Annotated in this window: 12 protein-coding genes; 6 read left to right on the forward strand and 6 right to left on the reverse strand. The window is 69.6% G+C overall.

Annotated elements, in window-relative coordinates:
• Positions 1 to 239 precede the first annotated feature (239 nt).
• Positions 240 to 1,127, forward strand: a complete 888-nt coding sequence (locus tag ABZT17_RS06320) for a RecB family exonuclease (RefSeq protein WP_356344468.1) — start codon at positions 240 to 242, stop codon at positions 1,125 to 1,127.
• A gap of 14 nt (positions 1,128 to 1,141) precedes the next feature.
• Positions 1,142 to 1,813, forward strand: a complete 672-nt coding sequence (locus tag ABZT17_RS06325; protein ID WP_030179609.1) for a response regulator transcription factor — start codon at positions 1,142 to 1,144, stop codon at positions 1,811 to 1,813.
• 108 nt (positions 1,814 to 1,921) lie between these two features.
• On the opposite strand, the gene ABZT17_RS06330 is transcribed toward ABZT17_RS06325, so the two are convergent.
• The 4 genes from ABZT17_RS06330 to metH form a co-directional block, all read right to left on the reverse strand.
• The gene (locus tag ABZT17_RS06330) at positions 1,922 to 3,502 is read right to left on the reverse strand and encodes an ABC transporter substrate-binding protein (protein ID WP_356344367.1); all 1,581 of its coding nucleotides are present in this window, start codon (positions 3,500 to 3,502) and stop codon (positions 1,922 to 1,924) included.
• 64 nt (positions 3,503 to 3,566) lie between these two features.
• Positions 3,567 to 5,168, reverse strand: a complete 1,602-nt coding sequence (locus ABZT17_RS06335) for an ABC transporter substrate-binding protein (protein ID WP_356344369.1) — start codon at positions 5,166 to 5,168, stop codon at positions 3,567 to 3,569.
• Between the two features lie 419 nt (positions 5,169 to 5,587).
• Positions 5,588 to 6,283 (reverse strand): HAD family phosphatase, encoded by a 696-nt coding sequence (locus ABZT17_RS06340; RefSeq protein WP_356344372.1) that lies wholly within the window; start codon positions 6,281 to 6,283, stop codon positions 5,588 to 5,590.
• A 193-nt stretch (positions 6,284 to 6,476) separates the two neighbouring features.
• Positions 6,477 to 9,998 (reverse strand): methionine synthase, encoded by a 3,522-nt coding sequence (gene metH / locus ABZT17_RS06345; protein ID WP_356344374.1) that lies wholly within the window; start codon positions 9,996 to 9,998, stop codon positions 6,477 to 6,479.
• Between the two features lie 295 nt (positions 9,999 to 10,293).
• On the opposite strand from metH, the gene ABZT17_RS06350 reads away from it, so the two are divergent.
• The 4 genes from ABZT17_RS06350 (at position 10,294) to ABZT17_RS06365 (ending at position 15,579) form a co-directional block, all read left to right on the forward strand.
• Positions 10,294 to 11,067 carry an IclR family transcriptional regulator gene (locus tag ABZT17_RS06350; protein WP_356344377.1) on the forward strand — a complete coding sequence of 258 codons (774 nt, stop codon included), beginning with the start codon at positions 10,294 to 10,296 and terminating at the stop codon, positions 11,065 to 11,067.
• 409 nt (positions 11,068 to 11,476) lie between these two features.
• Positions 11,477 to 12,277 carry an MIP/aquaporin family protein gene (locus ABZT17_RS06355; protein ID WP_356344379.1) on the forward strand — a complete coding sequence of 267 codons (801 nt, stop codon included), beginning with the start codon at positions 11,477 to 11,479 and terminating at the stop codon, positions 12,275 to 12,277.
• Between the two features lie 49 nt (positions 12,278 to 12,326).
• Positions 12,327 to 13,868, forward strand: coding sequence for a glycerol kinase GlpK (glpK, locus tag ABZT17_RS06360; protein ID WP_356344382.1), 1,542 nt, complete (start codon positions 12,327 to 12,329; stop codon positions 13,866 to 13,868).
• Between the two features lie 94 nt (positions 13,869 to 13,962).
• Positions 13,963 to 15,579: a glycerol-3-phosphate dehydrogenase/oxidase gene (locus tag ABZT17_RS06365; RefSeq protein ID WP_356344384.1), complete on the forward strand. Its 1,617-nt coding sequence runs from the start codon at positions 13,963 to 13,965 to the stop codon at positions 15,577 to 15,579.
• Between the two features lie 141 nt (positions 15,580 to 15,720).
• Here the strand turns inward: ABZT17_RS06365 and mtnK are convergent, their stop codons facing one another.
• Together mtnK and ABZT17_RS06375 are read right to left on the reverse strand one after the other, a co-directional pair.
• A complete protein-coding gene (mtnK, locus tag ABZT17_RS06370; protein WP_356344386.1) occupies positions 15,721 to 16,893 on the reverse strand; it encodes an S-methyl-5-thioribose kinase in 1,173 nt (390 codons plus the stop codon).
• A 22-nt stretch (positions 16,894 to 16,915) separates the two neighbouring features.
• A complete protein-coding gene (locus tag ABZT17_RS06375; RefSeq protein ID WP_356344389.1) occupies positions 16,916 to 17,962 on the reverse strand; it encodes an ABC transporter permease in 1,047 nt (348 codons plus the stop codon).
• Positions 17,963 to 17,993: the final 31 nt, after the last annotated feature.

A 17,993-nucleotide genomic window follows, 5' to 3' on the forward strand; every position in this document is an offset into this window, starting at 1 on the left:
CGCGGCTCACACCCGCCGCGCCGGAGCCGGGAACGACGTCCGCGGTGAGGGCTCCGGCAGCGGCCGGGGCAGTACCCGCGGTGACAACCGGGGCAGAGCCAGAGGCTGCGGAACCGGCCACGGCAACCCGGACGGAGCCGGCGGCAGCCGGGGCGGAGACGGCGGCCGGGCCGACACCGCTCACGCCGGCTGTGACGGAGCCGGGGGCCGGGGCGGAGACGGGGGCGGCAGCCGGGGGCGTGGGTGTGCGGGGCTCGGGGCGGGGTGGGGGTGGGGTGCCTGGGAGTCTTTCTCCTTCGCGGGCCAGTGACTTCATGCAGTGCCCCTTGCTCTACCGTTTCCGCGTCATCGACCGGCTGCCGGAGAAGCCGAGCGAGGCGGCGACCCGGGGCACCCTGGTGCACGCGGTGCTGGAGCGGCTCTTCGACGCCCCGGCCGTGGAGCGGACGGCGCCGAGAGCCAAGTCGCTCATTCCGGGGCAGTGGGACCGGCTGCGGGAGAACCGGCCGGAGGTCGAGGAGCTGTTCGCGGACGATCCCGGGGGCGAGCGGCTCGCGCGCTGGCTGGGCGAGGCCGAGCGGCTCGTCGAGCGCTGGTTCACGCTGGAGGATCCGACCCGGCTGGAGCCCGCCGAGCGGGAGCTGTTCGTCGAGGCCGACCTGGACTCCGGGCTGAGGCTGCGGGGGATCATCGACCGGGTGGACGTGGCGCCCACCGGCGAGGTGCGGATCGTGGACTACAAGACGGGCAAGGCACCCCGGCCGGAGTACGCCGAGGGCGCGCTGTTCCAGATGAAGTTCTACGCCCTGGTGGTGTGGCGCCTGAAGAAGGTGATCCCGCGCCGGCTCCAGCTGGTGTATCTGGGCAGCGGGGAGGTGCTGACCTACGACCCCGTCCTGGCCGACCTGGAGCGCGTCGAGCGCAAGCTGCTCGCGCTGTGGGAGGCGATCCGGCAGGCCACCGAGTCCGGCGACTGGCGGCCGCGCCCGACCAAGCTGTGCGGCTGGTGCGACCACCAGGCGCACTGCCCGGAGTTCGGCGGCACTCCCCCGCCCTATCCGCTGCCGGTGACGGTGAGGGCGGTCGGGTCCGATGACGTCGCGCAGGGCAGAATGGGGCCGGACTAGCGAAGGAGAATTACGTGGCCATCCGCGTCCTACTGGTCGACGACCAGCCGCTGCTGCGCACCGGCTTCCGGATGATTCTGGAGGCGGAGCAGGACATCGCGGTCGTCGGCGAGGCCGGAGACGGCCTCCAGGCCCTGGACCAGGTGCGGGCGCTGCAGCCCGACGTGGTGCTGATGGACATCCGGATGCCCCGGATGGACGGCGTGGAGGCGACCCGGCAGATCACCGGGCCGGGGCGGGACGGCCCGGCGAAGGTGCTGGTGCTGACGACGTTCGACCTCGACGAGTACGTGGTGGAGGCCCTGCGGGCGGGGGCGAGCGGCTTCCTGCTCAAGGACGCCCCGGCCAATGAGCTGGTCCAGGCGATCCGGGTGGTCGCGGCCGGCGAGGCCATGCTCGCGCCGAGCATCACCCGGCGCCTCCTCGACAAGTACGCCACGCATCTGCCGTCCGGTGACGAGCCCGTGCCGGACACGCTGCACACGCTCACCGAGCGCGAGGTGGAGGTGCTCAAGCTGGTGGCGCGCGGGCTGTCCAACGCCGAGATCGCGGCCGATCTGTTCGTCAGCGAGACCACGGTCAAGACGCATGTCGGGCATGTGCTCACGAAGCTGGGGCTGCGCGACCGGGTGCAGGCCGCGGTGTACGCGTATGAGAGCGGACTGGTGCGCCCCGGCGCGCAGTGAGCGCCTGAGGGTCCACGACGGCGGAGGGTGCCCCTGTCTCAAGGGGGCGCCCTCCGTCGTCGTACGAGGGAGGGCGCGGTAGAGGAGTGCGTCGTTCGGTGGGGTCCGTCAGCCCTTGCTGAGCTCCCAGAAGCGGAAGACCGTCGAGGCGTCGAGGCAGTACTCGAGGCCGTAGACGTTGTCTCGGGTGACCGCGTACTGCTTGGCCTGCCAGACGGGGAGGACGGGCAGTTGGTCGGCGACGATGTCCTGCAGCTGGGCGAAGTCCTGGTCGGTCGCGGCGCGGTCGCTCTCGGCGGCGGTGCGCGGGATCAGGGTGCTGGTGATGGTGCTGTTGCTGTAGTTGTTGCTCAGTACGTTGCCCTTGCCGAAGAAGGGGGCCGTGAAGTTGTCGGCGTCGGGGTAGTCCGGCACCCAGCCCTTCACGTACACGCCGTACTTGCCGGCGGCGATGTCCTTCTCGTACTGGCCGAAGGCGACCGACTTCACGTCGGCGTCGAACAGGCCGCTGGCGTTGAGCTGCTGGGCGATCGCCTTCAACTCCTGGTCGGTGGCCGGGCCGTAGCGGGACGGGGTGGACCAGAGGGTCAGCTTGACCTTGCCGTCGATGCCGTCGTTCCGCAGGGCGGCGGCGGCCTTGGCCGGTGAGGGGCTGGCGCCGTAGGTGTCGAAGAAGGCCGTGTTGTGGCCCGCGATGCCCGCCGGGATGATCGAGTACAGCGGGGTGGCGGTGCCCTGGTAGACGTCCTTGATGAGGGCGTCGCGGTCGAGCAGGTAGGCGATGGCCTTGCGTACGCCGAGCTTTCCGGCGACCGGGTCCTTCATGTTGAAGACCAGGTGCTGGACCTCGGCGCTGCTGCCCTCGACGACCTCGACGGCGGAGCTGTTGTCGGCGTTCTGGATGTCGGCGACGTCCTTGGCGGTCAGGCCCCGGTAGGCGATGTCTATCTTGTCGTCCTGGAGGGCCTTCTTCAGCTTGGCCTGGTCGCCGTGGAAGAACCTGAGGGTGACGCCGGAGTTCTTCGGCTCGGCGTTGCCCTTGTAGGTGCCGTTGACGGAGAAGACGGCCTCGTCGTCGCCGTAGGAGTCCAGCTTGTAGGGTCCGGAGCCGACCGCCTTGCCGTCCTCGCGCAGCTTGCCGCCGTCGTACTGGCGGTGGTCGACGATGGAGCCCGCACCGGAGGCGATCTTGCTCGGGAAGGTCGCGTCGGGGACCTTCAGCCGGAAGACGACGGTCTTCTGGTCCGGGGTCTCGACCTTGTCCAGCATGGGGAACATGATCGCCGGTCCGGCGTCGTCGTTGATCTTCAGCATCCGGTCGAAGGAGAACTTGACGTCCTGCGCGGTGAGCGAGTCACCGTTGCTGAACGTCAGGCCGTCCTTCAGCGTGCACCGGTAGACCTTGGTCGAGGCATCGGTGAAGGCGCAGGCCCTGGCGGCTTCCGGCTCGGGCTCGGTGCCTCCGTCGGGGAAGCTGAGCAGCGACTGGAACACGTTGTTGAACAACAGCCAGGAGCCGGGGTCGTAGCCGGAGGCGGGGTCGGTGGCGAGGACGTCGTCGGACATCCCCATGACCACCTTGGAGCCGGTTCCCCCGGAATCGCCACTGTTCGTCCCGCACCCGGTCAACAGGCCGGAGGCCAGCCCCGCCACGATGGGCAGGACTGGCCACTGGTTGCGCAAACGCATGCATATGCCTTTGTCGTCGGTTATCTGGATCCCGGGGCCACGTCCCGGGCCCCGGGCAGGGAGATCAGCTCGCGCCCCGGCCGAGCTCCCACAGCTGGAGGGTGGAGGACGAGTTCAGCGCGTAGGCGGTGCCCGTGACGTCGTCGCGGGCGGCCACGTACTGCTTGCCCTGCCACAGCGGAAGGATCGGGACGTCGTCGGCGACGAGGTCCTGGATCGTGGTGAGGCTGGAGGAGGCGGCGAGCCGGTCGGCCTCGCGGCGGGACTCCGGGATCAGGGTGTTGATGATCTTGTTGTTCTTGTACGGCAGCTTGAGGAAGTTGTCCGTGTCGAGGAACGGCGCGAGGTAGTTGTCGGCGTCCGGGAAGTCGGGGAACCAGCCCATGCCCCAGACGTCGTACTGGCCCTTGCGCTCGGCCGGCACGAAGGTGGACCAGGGGTCGCCCTTGATGCTGACGTCGAACAGCCCGCTGCTGTTGAGCTGGGTCTGCAGGACCTTGAACTCCTTCTCCGTGGCGGAGCCGTAGTGGTCGGTCGTGTAGTGCAGCGTCAGCTTGACCGGGGTGGTGATGTTGGCCTTCGTCAGCAGCGCCTTGGCCTTGGCGGTGGACGGGTCGCCGTACTTGTTGAAGAACGAGTTGGAGTGGCCGGTGATGCTCGCCGGGACCAGGGAGTAGAGCGGCTCGGCCTGGGTGCCGTAGACCTTGGAGACGAGTTCGGCGCGGTTGACCAGCTGGGCGATCGCCTGGCGGACGGCCTTGTCCTTGACCGACGCGGCGTCGGTGTTGAAGGCGAGGTAGCGGATCTCCAGGCCGGACATCTCGACCAGGTCCTCGCTGTCGTTGGTGCCCTCGGAGAGCTTCTGGATCTGCTCCGGGGACATCGTGCGGGTCATGACGTCGATGTCACCCTTGTCCAGGGCGGCGCCCATGGCCGCGGCGTCCTTGTAGGACACCATCTCGACCTTGGAGTTGTTCACCGTCAGCGTCCCCTTGTAGTTGGGGTTCTTGGTGAAGGTGGCCTTGACGATCGAGTCGTCCTTGACGTCGGCCGACAGCGTGTAGGGGCCGGAGCCGTCGACGTCGAAGCCGTCGCGCAGCTTGTCCTTCTCGTAGTCGTCGGGGTTGACGATGCCGGCGACCGGCGTCGACAGCTTGTACGGGAAGGTGGCGTCAGCGGTCTTGAGGTGGAAGATGACCTGGTTGTCGCCCTGGGTCTCGATGGTGTCGATGGTCGACAGCAGGCCGACCGGACCGCCCTCGGCGTTGATGCGGAGCGCGCGGTCGATGGAGTACTTCACATCGGCCGCGGTGATCTTGTCGCCGTTGGAGAACTTCAGGCCGTCGCGCAGGGTGCAGGCGTAGCGCTCGTTGCCGCTGTCGGTGAAGCCGCACTTCTGGGCGGCCTCGGGCACCGGGTCGCCCTCGCCCTTGGGCTGGATCATCAGGGTCTGCACGGTCTGGCGCAGGATGTTCCAGGTGCCGACGTCGTAGGCGTAGGCGGGGTCGAGCGGAGCCGGGGCGTCCTTGGTCGCGGTGAACGTGTCGGTCGTACCGACGACGATCGCACTTCCACCACCGCTGCCGCTGCCGGAGCCGCCACAGGCGGCGAGCACGGGCGCGAGCAGGCCGACGACGGCCGGCAGCACCAAAGTCTTGCGGTTCATGCTCGTGTTTCTCCAGAGCTGATCAGGTCCGTGTATCCGGCATGCAGGGGTGTCGCGGCGGAACACGGGGGTAAGGGCGGTGGTTCTCGCGACGAGATTAGTCCGCACCTGCACGGGGGCCCGAGGTCACCGGAGTTGAGATGCCATCACGCAGTGAAACCGGGTGTGGACAGACCGAAAACCCGACAGGGGAAGGATTAGTGCAGCGTTCCATCAATCGGGACACAAGGGCACGCCGCGGGCCCCGAAACGGGCGCGGGCAGCACACCTCCCCCGGGCTGTCGAGCTTCGCGCAAGTGGGGAACCTCACACGCCCAAAGACGCGTATCGGCACCGGAATTCGGTCGTCCTGTGCGGTTCGAATTCTTTCGTACGACGGGACGCCAATTCCCCCTGTGCACGGACCGATCAGGCGGTGATCAGACGGTGATCAATCCGCGCAGAAAAGCCAGGTCGACCTCTTCCAGGGAGGTCACCACGGTGCGTCGGGCGGCCGGTGCGATGGGGGCCACCGAGGGCACGGCGACGACATGGCAGCCCGCGGCCTCGGCCGCCGCGACGCCGGTCGCGGTGTCCTCGACGACCGCGCATCTGGCCGGGTCCACGCCCAGTCCGGCGGCGGCGAACAGATAGGGGTCGGGGTGCGGCTTGGTGCGGCGCACCTCGTCGCCGGCGACCGACAGGGCGAAGTGGTGGGCGCCGAGCGAGCCGAGGACCCGGTCGATGATGCGCCGGTGGGAGGCGGAGACCAGGGCGGTCGGGATCTCGTACTCGGAGAGCTCGGCGAGCAGCCGGGCGGCGCCCGGCATCAGCGGCAGGGCGCGGGTGATGCGGTCCTCGAACCCCTGGTTGAGCAGGACCGTGAGCTCGGCGAGGGTGACGTCCGCGCCGGTGGCCTCGATCAGGAACCCCGCGCTGCGGGTCATGGGACCGCCGACCACGACATGGCGCCAGGAGTCGTCGAGGGCGTGGCCGAGGGACGCGAAGATCTCGACCTCGACGTCCCACCAGAAGCCCTCGGTGTCCACCAGGGTTCCGTCCATGTCGAGGAGCACGGCCTGCAGGGCTGAGCCTTCGGCCGTACGGGTTCCGAGCGCGGGGACCGTACTGGTCATCCGACGCACCTCCTTGAGGGACGAGCAGGCCGGTTCCCGCTGGGGAACCGGCCTGCAGTGGACCGACCAGTGTACGTCGCCCGCGAGCGAAGCGCCTCGTTTATCCGGCGCGGTCCGGGGCACACCGTGTGTACCGCCGGGGGCCGCCCTGACGTGCGCCGATGTGTGCCTGTCCGCCCCCGAGGGGCCGGGGTCAGCGGGCGTTGAAGTACTTCGCCTCGGGGTGGTGGATCACGATGGCGTCCGTGGACTGCTCCGGGTGCAGCTGGAACTCCTCGGACAGCTGGACGCCGATGCGCTCCGGCTGGAGCAGGTCCGCGATCTTGGCGCGGTCCTCCAGGTTCGGGCACGCTCCGTAGCCGAGGGAGAACCGGGCGCCACGGTACTTCAGGGCGAACATGTCCTCCATGGCGCCGGGGTCCTCCCCCGCGAAGCCCAGTTCCGCACGCACCCGCGCGTGCCAGTACTCGGCGAGCGCCTCGGCCAACTGGACGGACAGGCCGTGCAGTTCGAGGTAGTCGCGGTAGGAGTTCGCCTCGAAGAGCTTGGCGGTCTCCTCGCCGATGCGCGAACCGACGGTGACGACCTGGAGGCCGACGACATCGGTCTCCCCCGCCTCCTCGGGGCGGAAGAAGTCCGCCAGGCACAGCCGGCGGCCACGGCGCTGGCGCGGGAAGGTGAAGCGGGTGCGCTCGTTGCCCTGCTCGTCCAGGATGATCAGGTCGTCGTCCTTGGAGACGCACGGGAAGTAGCCGTAGACCACGGCCGCTTCGAGCAGGTTCTCGGTCTGCAGCCGGTCCAGCAGTCCGCGCAGGCGCGGGCGGCCGTCGGTCTCGACGAGTTCCTCGTACGACGGTCCCTCGCCGGTGCGGGCCTGCCTGAGGCCCCACTGGCCCTTGAACAGGGCGCCCTCGTCCAGCCAGGAGGCGTACTCCTTGAGCTGGATGCCCTTGATGACGCGGGTGTCCCAGAACGGCGGGGCGGGGATCGGGTTGTCGGTGGCGACGTCGGAGCGGACGTGCCCCTCTTCGGGGTGCTCCTCCTCGACCGTCGCGGCAGCGGCGCGCACCCGGCGCTGCTTGAGCTCGGGCAGCGTCGCCCCGGGCACGCCCCGCTTGACGCCGATCAGGGCGTCCATCAGGCGCAGGCCCTCGAACGCGTCGCGGGCGTAACGGACTTCGCCCTCGTAGATCTCGTGCAGGTCCTGCTCGACGTAGGCGCGGGTGAGGGCCGCGCCGCCGAGGATGACCGGGTAGTCGGCCGCGAGGCCGCGCTGGTTGAGCTCCTCCAGGTTCTCCTTCATGATCACCGTGGACTTGACCAGGAGCCCGGACATACCGATGACGTCGGCCCTGTGCTCGGCTGCGGCGTCGAGGATCGCGGAGACCGGCTGCTTGATGCCGAGGTTGACGACGTTGTAGCCGTTGTTGGACAGGATGATGTCGACGAGGTTCTTGCCGATGTCGTGGACGTCGCCGCGGACGGTCGCGAGCACGATGGTGCCCTTGCCGGCCTCGTCGCCCTCGACCTTCTCCATGTGCGGTTCGAGGTGGGCGACGGCGGTCTTCATGACCTCGGCGGACTGGAGGACGAACGGCAGCTGCATCTGGCCGGAGCCGAAGAGTTCGCCGACGACCTTCATGCCGTCGAGGAGGGTCTCGTTGACGATGTCGAGCGCGGGGCGGTCCTGGAGGGCCTCGTCGAGGTCGGCCTCCAGTCCGTTGCGCTCGCCGTCGATGATGCGGCGCTTGAGGCGCTCCTCCAGGGGCAGGGCGGCCAGTTCCTCGGCCTTGCCGGCCTTGAGGGACTTGGCCGTCGCGCCCTCGAACAGGGCCATCAGCTTCTGGAGGGGGTCGTAGCCCTCGGCGCGGCGGTCGTGGATCAGGTCGAGGGCGGTCTGCACCTCCTCCTCGCTGAAGCGGGCGATCGGCAGGATCTTCGACGCGTGCACGATCGCCGAGTCCAGGCCGGCCTTCACGCACTCGTCGAGGAAGACGGAGTTCAGGAGGATGCGGGCGGCCGGGTTGAGGCCGAAGGAGATGTTGGACAGGCCCAGGGTGGTCTGTACGTCCGGGTGGCGGCGCTTGAGTTCGCGGATCGCCTCGATGGTGGCGATGCCGTCCTTGCGGGACTCCTCCTGACCGGTACAGATGGTGAAGGTCAGGGTGTCGATGAGGATGTCCGACTCGTGGATGCCCCAGTTGCCGGTGAGGTCGTCGATGAGCCGCTCGGCGATCTCGACCTTCTTCTCGGGGGTGCGGGCCTGGCCCTCCTCGTCGATGGTCAGCGCGATCAGTGCGGCGCCGTGCTCCTGGGCGAGCTGGGTGACCTTCGCGAAGCGGGACTCCGGGCCGTCGCCGTCCTCGTAGTTGACGGAGTTGATGACGGCGCGGCCGCCGAGCTTCTCCAACCCGGCCCGGAGGACGTCGACTTCGGTGGAGTCGAGGACGATCGGCAGGGTGGAGGCGGTGGCGAAGCGGCCGGCCAGCTGCTCCATGTCGGCGACGCCGTCACGGCCGACGTAGTCCACGCAGAGGTCCAGCATGTGGGCGCCCTCGCGGATCTGCTCGCGGGCCATCTCCACACAGTCGTCCCAGCGGGCCTGAAGCATGGCCTCGCGGAACTTCTTCGAGCCGTTGGCGTTGGTGCGCTCGCCGATGGCCAGGTACGAGGTGTCCTGGCGGAACGGGACGGTCTGGTAGAGGGAGGCGGCGCCCGGCTCGGGCTGCGGGTGGCGCTCGGTCGGGGCGAGTTCGCGGACGCGCTCGACGACCTGGCGCAGATGCTCCGGGGTGGTGCCGCAGCAGCCGCCGACCAGGGAGAGTCCGTACTCGCGTACGAAGGTCTCCTGGGCGTCGGCGAGTTCGGGCGCGGTCAGCGGGTAGTGGGCGCCGTCCTTGCCGAGGACCGGCAGGCCCGCGTTCGGCATGCAGGACAGCCGGACGCGGGACTGGCGGGCGAGGTGGCGCAGGTGCTCGCTCATCTCGGCGGGGCCGGTCGCGCAGTTGAGGCCGATCATGTCGATGCCGAGCGGCTCCAGCGCGGTGAGCGCGGCGCCGATCTCGGAGCCCAGCAGCATGGTGCCGGTGGTCTCCACCGTCACCGAGACGATCAGGGGGACCTCGTAGCCCGCGGTCCGCATCGCCCGGCGGGCGGCGATGACCGAGGCCTTGGTCTGCAGGAGGTCCTGGGTGGTCTCCACGAGCAGCGCGTCGGCGCCGCCGGCCAGGAGGCCCTCCGCGTTCTGCTGGTAGGCGTCGCGGATCGCGGTGAACGTGGTGTGGCCGAGGGTGGGGAGCTTGGTGCCGGGGCCGATGGAGCCCAGCACCCAGCGCTGCCGGCCGTCCCGGGCGGCGTACTCGTCGGCTGTCTCGCGGGCGATGCGGGCGCCGGCCTCGGAGAGTTCGTGGACGCGCTCGGGGATGTCGTACTCGCCCAGAGCGGTGAGGTTGGCGCCGAACGTGTTGGTCTCGACGCAGTCGACGCCCGCGTCGAAGTAGGCGGAGTGCACGGAACGGACGATGTCCGGACGGGTGATGTTGAGGACCTCGTTGCAGCCCTCCAGCTGCTGGAAGTCCTCCAGGGTCGGCTCCTGGGCCTGGAGCATCGTGCCCATCGCTCCGTCGGCGACCACCACTCGGGTGGCGAGCGCGTCCCGGAGCGCGGACGCACGGGTCCGGCTGTCGGCGGAAGGGGTCAGTGGCGACGAGGCCATGAAAGGGGCTCCCTTATGGTGCGACGGCTGTCGGCTTTGCGCGGCCCGTGGAACTCTCCGCGGTGGGCGCACCTGGCCAGGGTAACCGGGTCCGCCACCCGGCGGTCGGGCCGTCCACGAGACGGACCTGGATGGCGTACGGACACCCGGCGGGAGACACGTGACACAACAGATGCCGTACGAGTATTAGCGGTGGGTCGGCATGGACCGGTAGTGTTCGACATTGCCGAACGACGGTGTCGTCAGCATGACGAAGTCCCGTCGGCGGATCAAAGGGGACGGAGGCAGTACGGCGATGGCACGGAACATCCAGTCGCTCGAACGGGCGGCCGCGATGCTGCGGCTGCTGGCGGGCGGCGAGCGGCGGCTCGGCCTCTCGGACATCGCCTCGTCGCTGGGCCTCGCCAAGGGCACCGCCCACGGCATACTGCGCACGCTCCAGCAGGAGGGCTTCGTCGAGCAGGACGACGCCTCCGGGCGCTACCAGCTGGGTGCCGAACTGCTCCGCCTGGGCACCACCTATCTGGACGTCCACGAACTGCGCGCGCGTGCCCTGGTGTGGACGGACGACCTGGCCCGCTCCAGCGGCGAGAGCGTCTATCTCGGCGTCCTGCACCAGCAGGGCGTACTGATCGTGCATCACGTCTTCAGGCCCGACGACAGCCGGCAGGTGCTGGAGATAGGGGCCATGCAGCCGCTGCACTCCACGGCCCTGGGCAAGGTCCTGTCGGCCTACGACCCGGTCGCCCACAGCGAGGTGATCGAGGCCGACCGCAAGCCCTTCACCGAACGCACCACGTGCGAGCTGGAGGGTGTCGAGCACATCCTCGACATCACCCGGGCTCGCGGGTACGCGGCCGACGTCGAGGAGACCTGGGAGGGCGTCGCCTCGGTGGCCGCGCCCATCCACGACCGGCGGCGGATGCCGGTGGGCGCGGTGGGCATCACGGGCGCGGTGGAGCGGCTGTGCCGGCCCGACGAGAGGGACGCGCTGCGCCCGGAGCTGATCGCGGCGGTGCGGGACTGCGCCCGCGCGGTGTCACGGGACCTGGGCGCGGGGCGGTTCTGAGGGCCGTATCGCGGCGGACGTGTCGCAGCGGGGTCGGAGTCCGAGAAACAGACGTGAAGGGCCGGGGCGCGGTGGCGCGTCCCGGCCTTCTCCGTACCCTGACATAACGGGCGAACCATCCGGCCGGTACGGAACGCGCTTGTTACCCGGCAGTACGCGTCTGACCAGCAAGATCGACAGCTCACAGCCATCAATAACGATCGTGTTTTCGACAACAGAACTCTTGACGCGCGTGTAACGCCCCGGCAAGACTCCCGTCCATCGGTCGGCATTGTCGAACACCTACCGGCAATACGCGTTAGAGTGTGACAACGCCAAGGGCCGGCATCGCTCTCACCCCCGAGGGCAGCTCGAACCACCGGAGGGACCCGGGGTTCGGTCCCCTGGACGAAGGACAAAGGAGTCGCGGGTGTCCAGCTCCGACATCTTCATCGGCGAGACCATCGGTACCGCCATACTCATCCTGCTCGGCGGCGGCGTCTGCGCCGCCGTGACGCTGAAGGCCTCCAAGGCTCGTAACGCGGGCTGGCTCGCCATCACCTTCGGGTGGGGCTTCGCCGTGCTGACGGCGGTCTACACCTCGGCGCCCCTCTCGGGCGCCCACCTCAACCCCGCCGTGACGCTGGCGCTCGCGCTCAAGAAGAACGGCATCTCCTGGAGCGACGTCCCGGTCTACTGGGGCGGGCAGCTGCTCGGCGCCATGATCGGTGCGGCACTGGTCTGGGTCGCCTACTACGGCCAGTTCCACGCCCACCTCACCGACAAGGAGATCGTCGGCGGTCCGGGTGCGCAGGCCACCACGGCCAAGGCCGTCGAGGCGCAGGAGAAGGGCGCGGGCCCGGTCCTGGGCATCTTCTCCACCGGCCCCGAGGTCCGCGTCGCCTGGCAGAACGTCGCCACGGAGGTCATCGGCACCATCGTGCTGGTGCTCGCGGTCCTCACCCAGGGCCTGAACGACAACGGCAACGGCCTCGGCGTCCTGGGCGCCCTGATCACCTCGCTGGTCGTCGTCTCCATCGGTCTGTCCCTCGGTGGCCCGACCGGTTACGCGATCAACCCGGCCCGTGACCTCGGTCCGCGTATCGTGCACGCCCTCCTGCCCCTGCCCAACAAGGGCGGCTCCGACTGGAGCTACGCCTGGGTCCCGGTGGTCGGTCCGCTGATCGGCGGCGCCATCGCCGCGGGCATCTACAACGTCGCTTTCGCCTGAAGCACCGGTAGACCAGTCCCCTTCACTTACGGAACCCCAGGAGCACACAGTGACCGACGCGCACACCGCCGGCCCCTTCATCGCCGCCATCGACCAGGGCACCACCTCCAGCCGCTGCATCGTCTTCGACCGGGACGGCCGTATCGTCTCCGTCGACCAGAAGGAGCACGAGCAGATCTTCCCCAAGCCGGGCTGGGTCGAGCACAACGCCAACGAGATCTGGACCAACGTCCAGGAAGTCGTCGCCGGAGCCATCCAGAAGGCCGGCATCACCCGCGACGACATCAAGGCCATCGGTATCACCAACCAGCGTGAGACCACGCTGCTGTGGGACAAGAACACCGGTGAGCCCGTCCACAACGCCATCGTCTGGCAGGACACCCGCACCGACGCCCTGTGCAAGGAGCTCGGCCGCAACGTCGGCCAGGACCGCTTCCGCCGCGAGACGGGTCTCCCCCTCGCCTCCTACTTCGCCGGCCCCAAGGCCCGCTGGCTGCTCGACAACGTCGAGGGTCTGCGTGAGCGCGCCGAGGCGGGCGACATCCTCTTCGGCACCATGGACACCTGGGTCATCTGGAACCTGACCGGTGGTGTCGACGGCGGCAAGCACTACACCGACGTCACCAACGCCTCCCGCACCATGCTGATGAACCTCCACACGCTGGAGTGGGACGAGAAGATCGCCGAGTCCATCGGCGTCCCGCTGGCCATCCTCCCGGAGATCCGCTCCTCCGCCGAGGTCTACGGCGAGGTCACCGGCGGCAAGCTGGGCGACCTGCTCGGCGGCATCCCGGTCGCCTCGGCGCTCGGCGACCAGCAGGCGGCCCTGTTCGGCCAGACCTGTTTCTCCGAGGGCGAGGCCAAGTCGACGTACGGCACCGGCACCTTCCTGCTGATGAACACCGGCGAGAAGCCGGTCAACTCGTACAACGGCCTGCTCACCACCGTCGGCTACCGGATCGGCGACCAGAAGGCGGTCTACGCCCTCGAGGGCTCGATCGCCGTCACCGGTTCGCTGGTGCAGTGGATGCGCGACCAGATGGGCCTGATCTCCACCGCCGCCGAGATCGAGACGCTCGCGCTCTCGGTCGAGGACAACGGCGGCGCCTACTTCGTGCCGGCCTTCTCCGGTCTGTTCGCCCCGTACTGGCGCTCCGACGCCCGCGGTGTGATCGCCGGCCTGACCCGGTACGTCACCAAGGCGCACCTCGCGCGCGCCGTCCTGGAGGCGACGGCCTGGCAGACCCGTGAGATCACCGACGCCATGACGAAGGACTCCGGTGTCGAGCTCGCGGCCGTCAAGGTCGACGGCGGTATGACCTCCAACAACCTGCTGATGCAGACCCTCGCCGACTTCGTGGACGCCCCCGTGGTCCGCCCGATGGTCGCCGAGACGACCTGCCTCGGCGCCGCCTACGCCGCCGGTCTCGCCGTCGGTTTCTGGACCAGCACCGACGACCTGCGCGCCAACTGGCGCCGGGCCGCCGAGTGGACCCCCAACATGGCCGCAGAGAAGCGCGACCGTGAGTACAAGAGCTGGCTCAAGGCCGTCGAGCGGACGATGGGCTGGCTCGAGGACGAAGAGAGCTGACGAGGGCCGGGCGAGGGCTTCACCGGGCCCTCGCCGAGCTCGGCAGGCTCTGAGCGAGCTCCGACAGAGCTCTGATGAGGAGTAAGAACCCGAAATGACCAGTCAGACCACCCTGCAGTCCGTGCCTGCCCTGGGTACGCACCCGGCCTCCGGCTCCCACCCGAGCCGGGCCGAGACCCGGGAGCAGCTCTCCAAGGCGTCGTACGACCTTCTCGTGATCGGCGGCGGCATCCTGGGCATCTCCACCGCCTGGCACGCCGCGCAGTCCGGCCTCAGGGTGGCTCTGGTCGACGCCGGTGACTTCGCCGGCGCCACCTCTTCCGCCTCCTCCAAGCTGCTCCACGGCGGTCTGCGCTATCTGCAGACCGGCGCGGTGAAGCTGGTGGCGGAGAACCACTTCGAGCGCCGTGCGGTCTCCCGTCAGGTGGCTCCCCACCTGGCGAACCCGCTCACGTTCTACCTCCCCGTGTACAAGGGCGGGCCGCACGGCGCGGCGAAGCTCGGGGCGGGCGTGTTCGCCTACTCCGCGCTCTCCGCGTTCGGTGACGGCGTCGGCCACCTCCTGTCCCCCGCGAAGGCGGCGCAGGACGTGCCCGAGCTGCGCACCGACAACCTCAGGGCCGTCGCCGTGTACGGCGACGACCAGATGAACGACGCCCGGATGGCGCTGATGACGGTCCGCGCGGCCGTCGAGGCGGGTGCGGTGGTCCTGAACCACGCCGAGGTGACCGGGCTGCGGTTCACCAAGGGCCGGGTGACGGGCGCGGACCTCAAGGACCGTACGAGCGGTGACGAGTTCGGCGTCAACGCCCGCCTGGTCCTGAACGCGACCGGCCCCTGGGTCGACCACCTGCGCAGGATGGAGGACCCGAACGCGGCGCCGTCCATCCGTCTGTCCAAGGGCGCGCACCTGGTGCTCAAGCGCACCTCCCCGTGGAAGGCCGCGCTGGCCACCCCGATCGACAAGTACCGCATCACCTTCGCCCTGCCCTGGGAGGACATGCTCCTTCTCGGCACCACCGACGAGGAGTTCGAGGGCGACCCGGCGGATGTCGCGGTCACCGAGAAGGACATAGCCCAGATCCTGGACGAGGCCGCCTTCTCGGTCCGCGACCAGCAGCTGAGCCGTGACCTGATCACCTACTCCTTCGCGGGTCTGCGGGTGCTGCCGGGCGGGCCGGGCGACACGGCGAAGGCCAAGCGCGAGACCGTGGTCACGGAGGGCCGTGGCGGGATGCTGTCCGTCGCGGGCGGCAAGTGGACGACCTTCCGGCACATCGGCCGTACGGTGATGCAGAAGCTGGAGGCCCTGCCGGGGCACCCCCTGGGCGAGGACTTCGAGCCGATCTCCTCGCTGCCGAAGAAGCTGCCGCTGCCCGGTGTCGCGAACCCGCGCGCGGTCGCGCACCGGCTGCTCGTGGACAACCCGGCGCCGGGGCCGCGGATGGCCGCCGACACGGCGAAGCACCTCGCCACGCACTACGGCTCGCTGGCCTTCGACATCGCCCGCCTGGCGAACGAGAACCCCGAGCTGGGCGAGCGCGTCCACCCGGACGCCCCGGAGATCTGGGCGCAGGTCGTCTACGCCCGGGACCACGAGTGGGCCGAGACGCCGGACGACGTGCTGCGCCGCCGTACGACGCTGACGATCCGGGGTCTGGCGACGGACGAGGTCCGGGCCGGGGTGCAGGACCTGCTCGACAAGAAGTAGACCGCGCACCGGCCCCTTCCCCGACCAGGGCCGACCGCGCCGAGGAACGGCCCCTCTCCCCCAGGGGCCGGGACCCCCATGAAAGGGGCGGCTCCGTGCAGACGGAGCCGCCCCTTTCGCATTCGGTGGTGCGACGTCGGGTCAGCCCAGTGCGGCCACGACCGCGCGTACGGCGTCCACGTCCGCCAACTCCTCGCGCCGCAGGATCAGTTCGCGCCCCAGCAGCAGGGCCCGACGGGATGCGGGTACCGGATCGGGCAGCGTCGTGAGGTCGGTCAGATGGGCGAAGCCGATGATTCTGCGGATGATCTCCGTGCCCGCGAAGCCCAGGGAATCCGTCCAGACCCGGCGCAGGAAGCGGTCCAGGTAGGCGTCGTCGAAGAAGGTGTCGACGCGGGTCGGCCACAGCCGGCGGAACTCCGTCTCGAACGCCTCCCAGGAGAGGCGGAGTTGGTCGCCGTGGTCGGTCAACGTGCCCAGTGCCCGCGCCCGTTCCTCCGACACCAGTGCGTTGGCCCAGTAGAGGCCGAGGTCGAAGCCGATCGGGCCGACGAAGGAGAACTCGGGGTCGAAGACACGGACCACGGGGGCGCCTTCGCGGGTGCCGACCATGACGCTGCCGGAGTGCAGGTCGCCGTGGAGGAGGGCCTGGGCGCCGGTCATGAAGGCATGGCGGAGGTCCGCCACCTCGGTGCGGAGCCGGCTGTCGGCGCGGAACTCCGCCGCCAGGTCGTCCAGGCCCTCGTGCCAGTGGTTGTGTTCGTGCTCGATGTACGGCTCGGAGAGGACCACGTCCTCGGTGATCTTGCAGAGTTCGGGGTTGACCGAGGTGGCGATCAGCGCCTTGCGTTCGGCGGACGCGAGGCCGAAGTCGCTGGTGGAGAAGGAGAGTCGGGCGACCAGGCGGCCGATCTGCGGGGAGGTGTGGGGGCCGTAGGAGGCGCCCTCGTTGAGGAGGGTGCGCAGGACCTCCAGGTCGGAGAGGTCCTCCATGACGAGGGCGTGGTTCTCACGGTCGTAGCCGTGGATCGCCGGGATCTCGTCGGGGGCGACCTTGGCGAGTTGTTCGTAGGCGCGGGCCTCGGCGTCGGCGCGGTCGGGGCTCAGCGGCCAGGAGGGGCCGGCGACCCGGACCCAGGGCAGCGCCTGCTTGAGGGCGAGGCTGCGGGTGCCGGCGGCGTTCGAGGCGAGGAAGACACGGTTGACGTTGCCGTCCGACACCTCGCGGACGTGGATGTCGCTCACATCGTCCCAGTGGCCGCGCTCGCGCAGGTAGGCCGGGATGTCGTCGGTCTCCAGGATGCGGTAGCCCATCGGGTGAACTCCTCGAACTTCCTTATGCGGTGCGGCGCTTGGACAACGTGAAGCTGAAGACGAGGGCGAGGATGAGCACCGCGCCCTCGACGACGTCCTGGGTGTAGTACGGCAGGCCCTTGATGGTCAGGCCGGTGGTGATGATGCCGATCAGGACGGCGCCCAGGGCGGTGCCCCAGACGTTGGGGCGGCCCCGGCCGAGGACCGACGTGCCGACGAGGGCGACCGCGACCGCCTCCAGGAGCTGGGAGGTGCCGGCCGAGACATCGCCCTGGCCGATGCGGGACGCCAGGATCAGGCCGCCGATCGAGGCGAGGACGCCGGAGATGACGTAGGCGAGGGCCCGGTACGCGCCGACGCGGATGCCGGCCAGGCGGGAGGCCTCGGGGTTGGCGCCGATGGCGTACAGGACGCGGCCCCAGCGGGTGCGGGCGAGGAAGACCCAGGCGGCGACCGTGAGTCCGCCGAAGATCAGGACGGAGACGGGGATGCCGAGGACCGTGCCGCGGTCGATCTTCAGGAAGCCGGCGGTGAACGTGCCGGGGGCCGTCCGCCCGTCGGACATCGTCATGCCGGGGGTGATGGACTGCCCGTCGACCAGGATGAGCTTGCTGCCCTGGATGACGAACATGGTGCCCAGGGTGGCCAGCATGTCGGGGATCTTCAGTACGACGATGAGCAGCGCGTTGAGCAGGCCCGCGAGGGCGCCCGCGACGAGGACCGCGACGATCGCGACCGTGCCGATCTGGTTGTGCACGACCATCGTCTGGGCGGCGACCGAGACACCGAGGCCCGCGACCGCGCCGACCGACATGTCCATTCCGCCGACGGCCATGGTGAGGGTGACGCCGAGGCCGAGGATGGCGGCCACGGAGACATAGCGCAGGGTGTCGAGGAGGGTGGCCGACTCGCGGAAGGAGCCCTCGCTCAGCGCGAAGTAGAGGAAGAGCGCGACCGTGACGAAGATGAATCCGTACTTGATGACGGCGTTCTGGACGCGTACGGCGGCGGAGGTCACGGGCGGGATCGCCGCCTTGGCGGGGACCTCGGTGCTCTGGCTGGTGGTCATGGGTGCCTGCTTCCTTCGGCGGCCGGTGTCG

The organism is Streptomyces sp. NPDC005648 (assembly GCF_040605395.1).
Taxonomy (GTDB): Bacteria; Actinomycetota; Actinomycetes; order Streptomycetales; family Streptomycetaceae; genus Streptomyces.

Bases quoted from the DNA above. Each gene is read 5' to 3' on its own strand.
- ABZT17_RS06335 (WP_356344369.1), bottom strand. From the start codon at position 5,168: ATGAACCGCAAGACTTTGGTGCTGCCGGCCGTCGTCGGCCTGCTCGCG.
- ABZT17_RS06340 (WP_356344372.1), bottom strand. From the start codon at position 6,283: ATGACCAGTACGGTCCCCGCGCTCGGAACCCGTACGGCCGAAGGCTCA.
- ABZT17_RS06375 (WP_356344389.1), bottom strand. From the start codon at position 17,962: ATGACCACCAGCCAGAGCACCGAGGTCCCCGCCAAGGCGGCGATCCCG.
- ABZT17_RS06350 (WP_356344377.1), top strand. From the start codon at position 10,294: ATGGCACGGAACATCCAGTCGCTCGAACGGGCGGCCGCGATGCTGCGG.
- metH (WP_356344374.1), bottom strand. From the start codon at position 9,998: ATGGCCTCGTCGCCACTGACCCCTTCCGCCGACAGCCGGACCCGTGCG.
- mtnK (WP_356344386.1), bottom strand. From the start codon at position 16,893: ATGGGCTACCGCATCCTGGAGACCGACGACATCCCGGCCTACCTGCGC.
- ABZT17_RS06365 (WP_356344384.1), top strand. From the start codon at position 13,963: ATGACCAGTCAGACCACCCTGCAGTCCGTGCCTGCCCTGGGTACGCAC.
- ABZT17_RS06330 (WP_356344367.1), bottom strand. From the start codon at position 3,502: ATGCGTTTGCGCAACCAGTGGCCAGTCCTGCCCATCGTGGCGGGGCTG.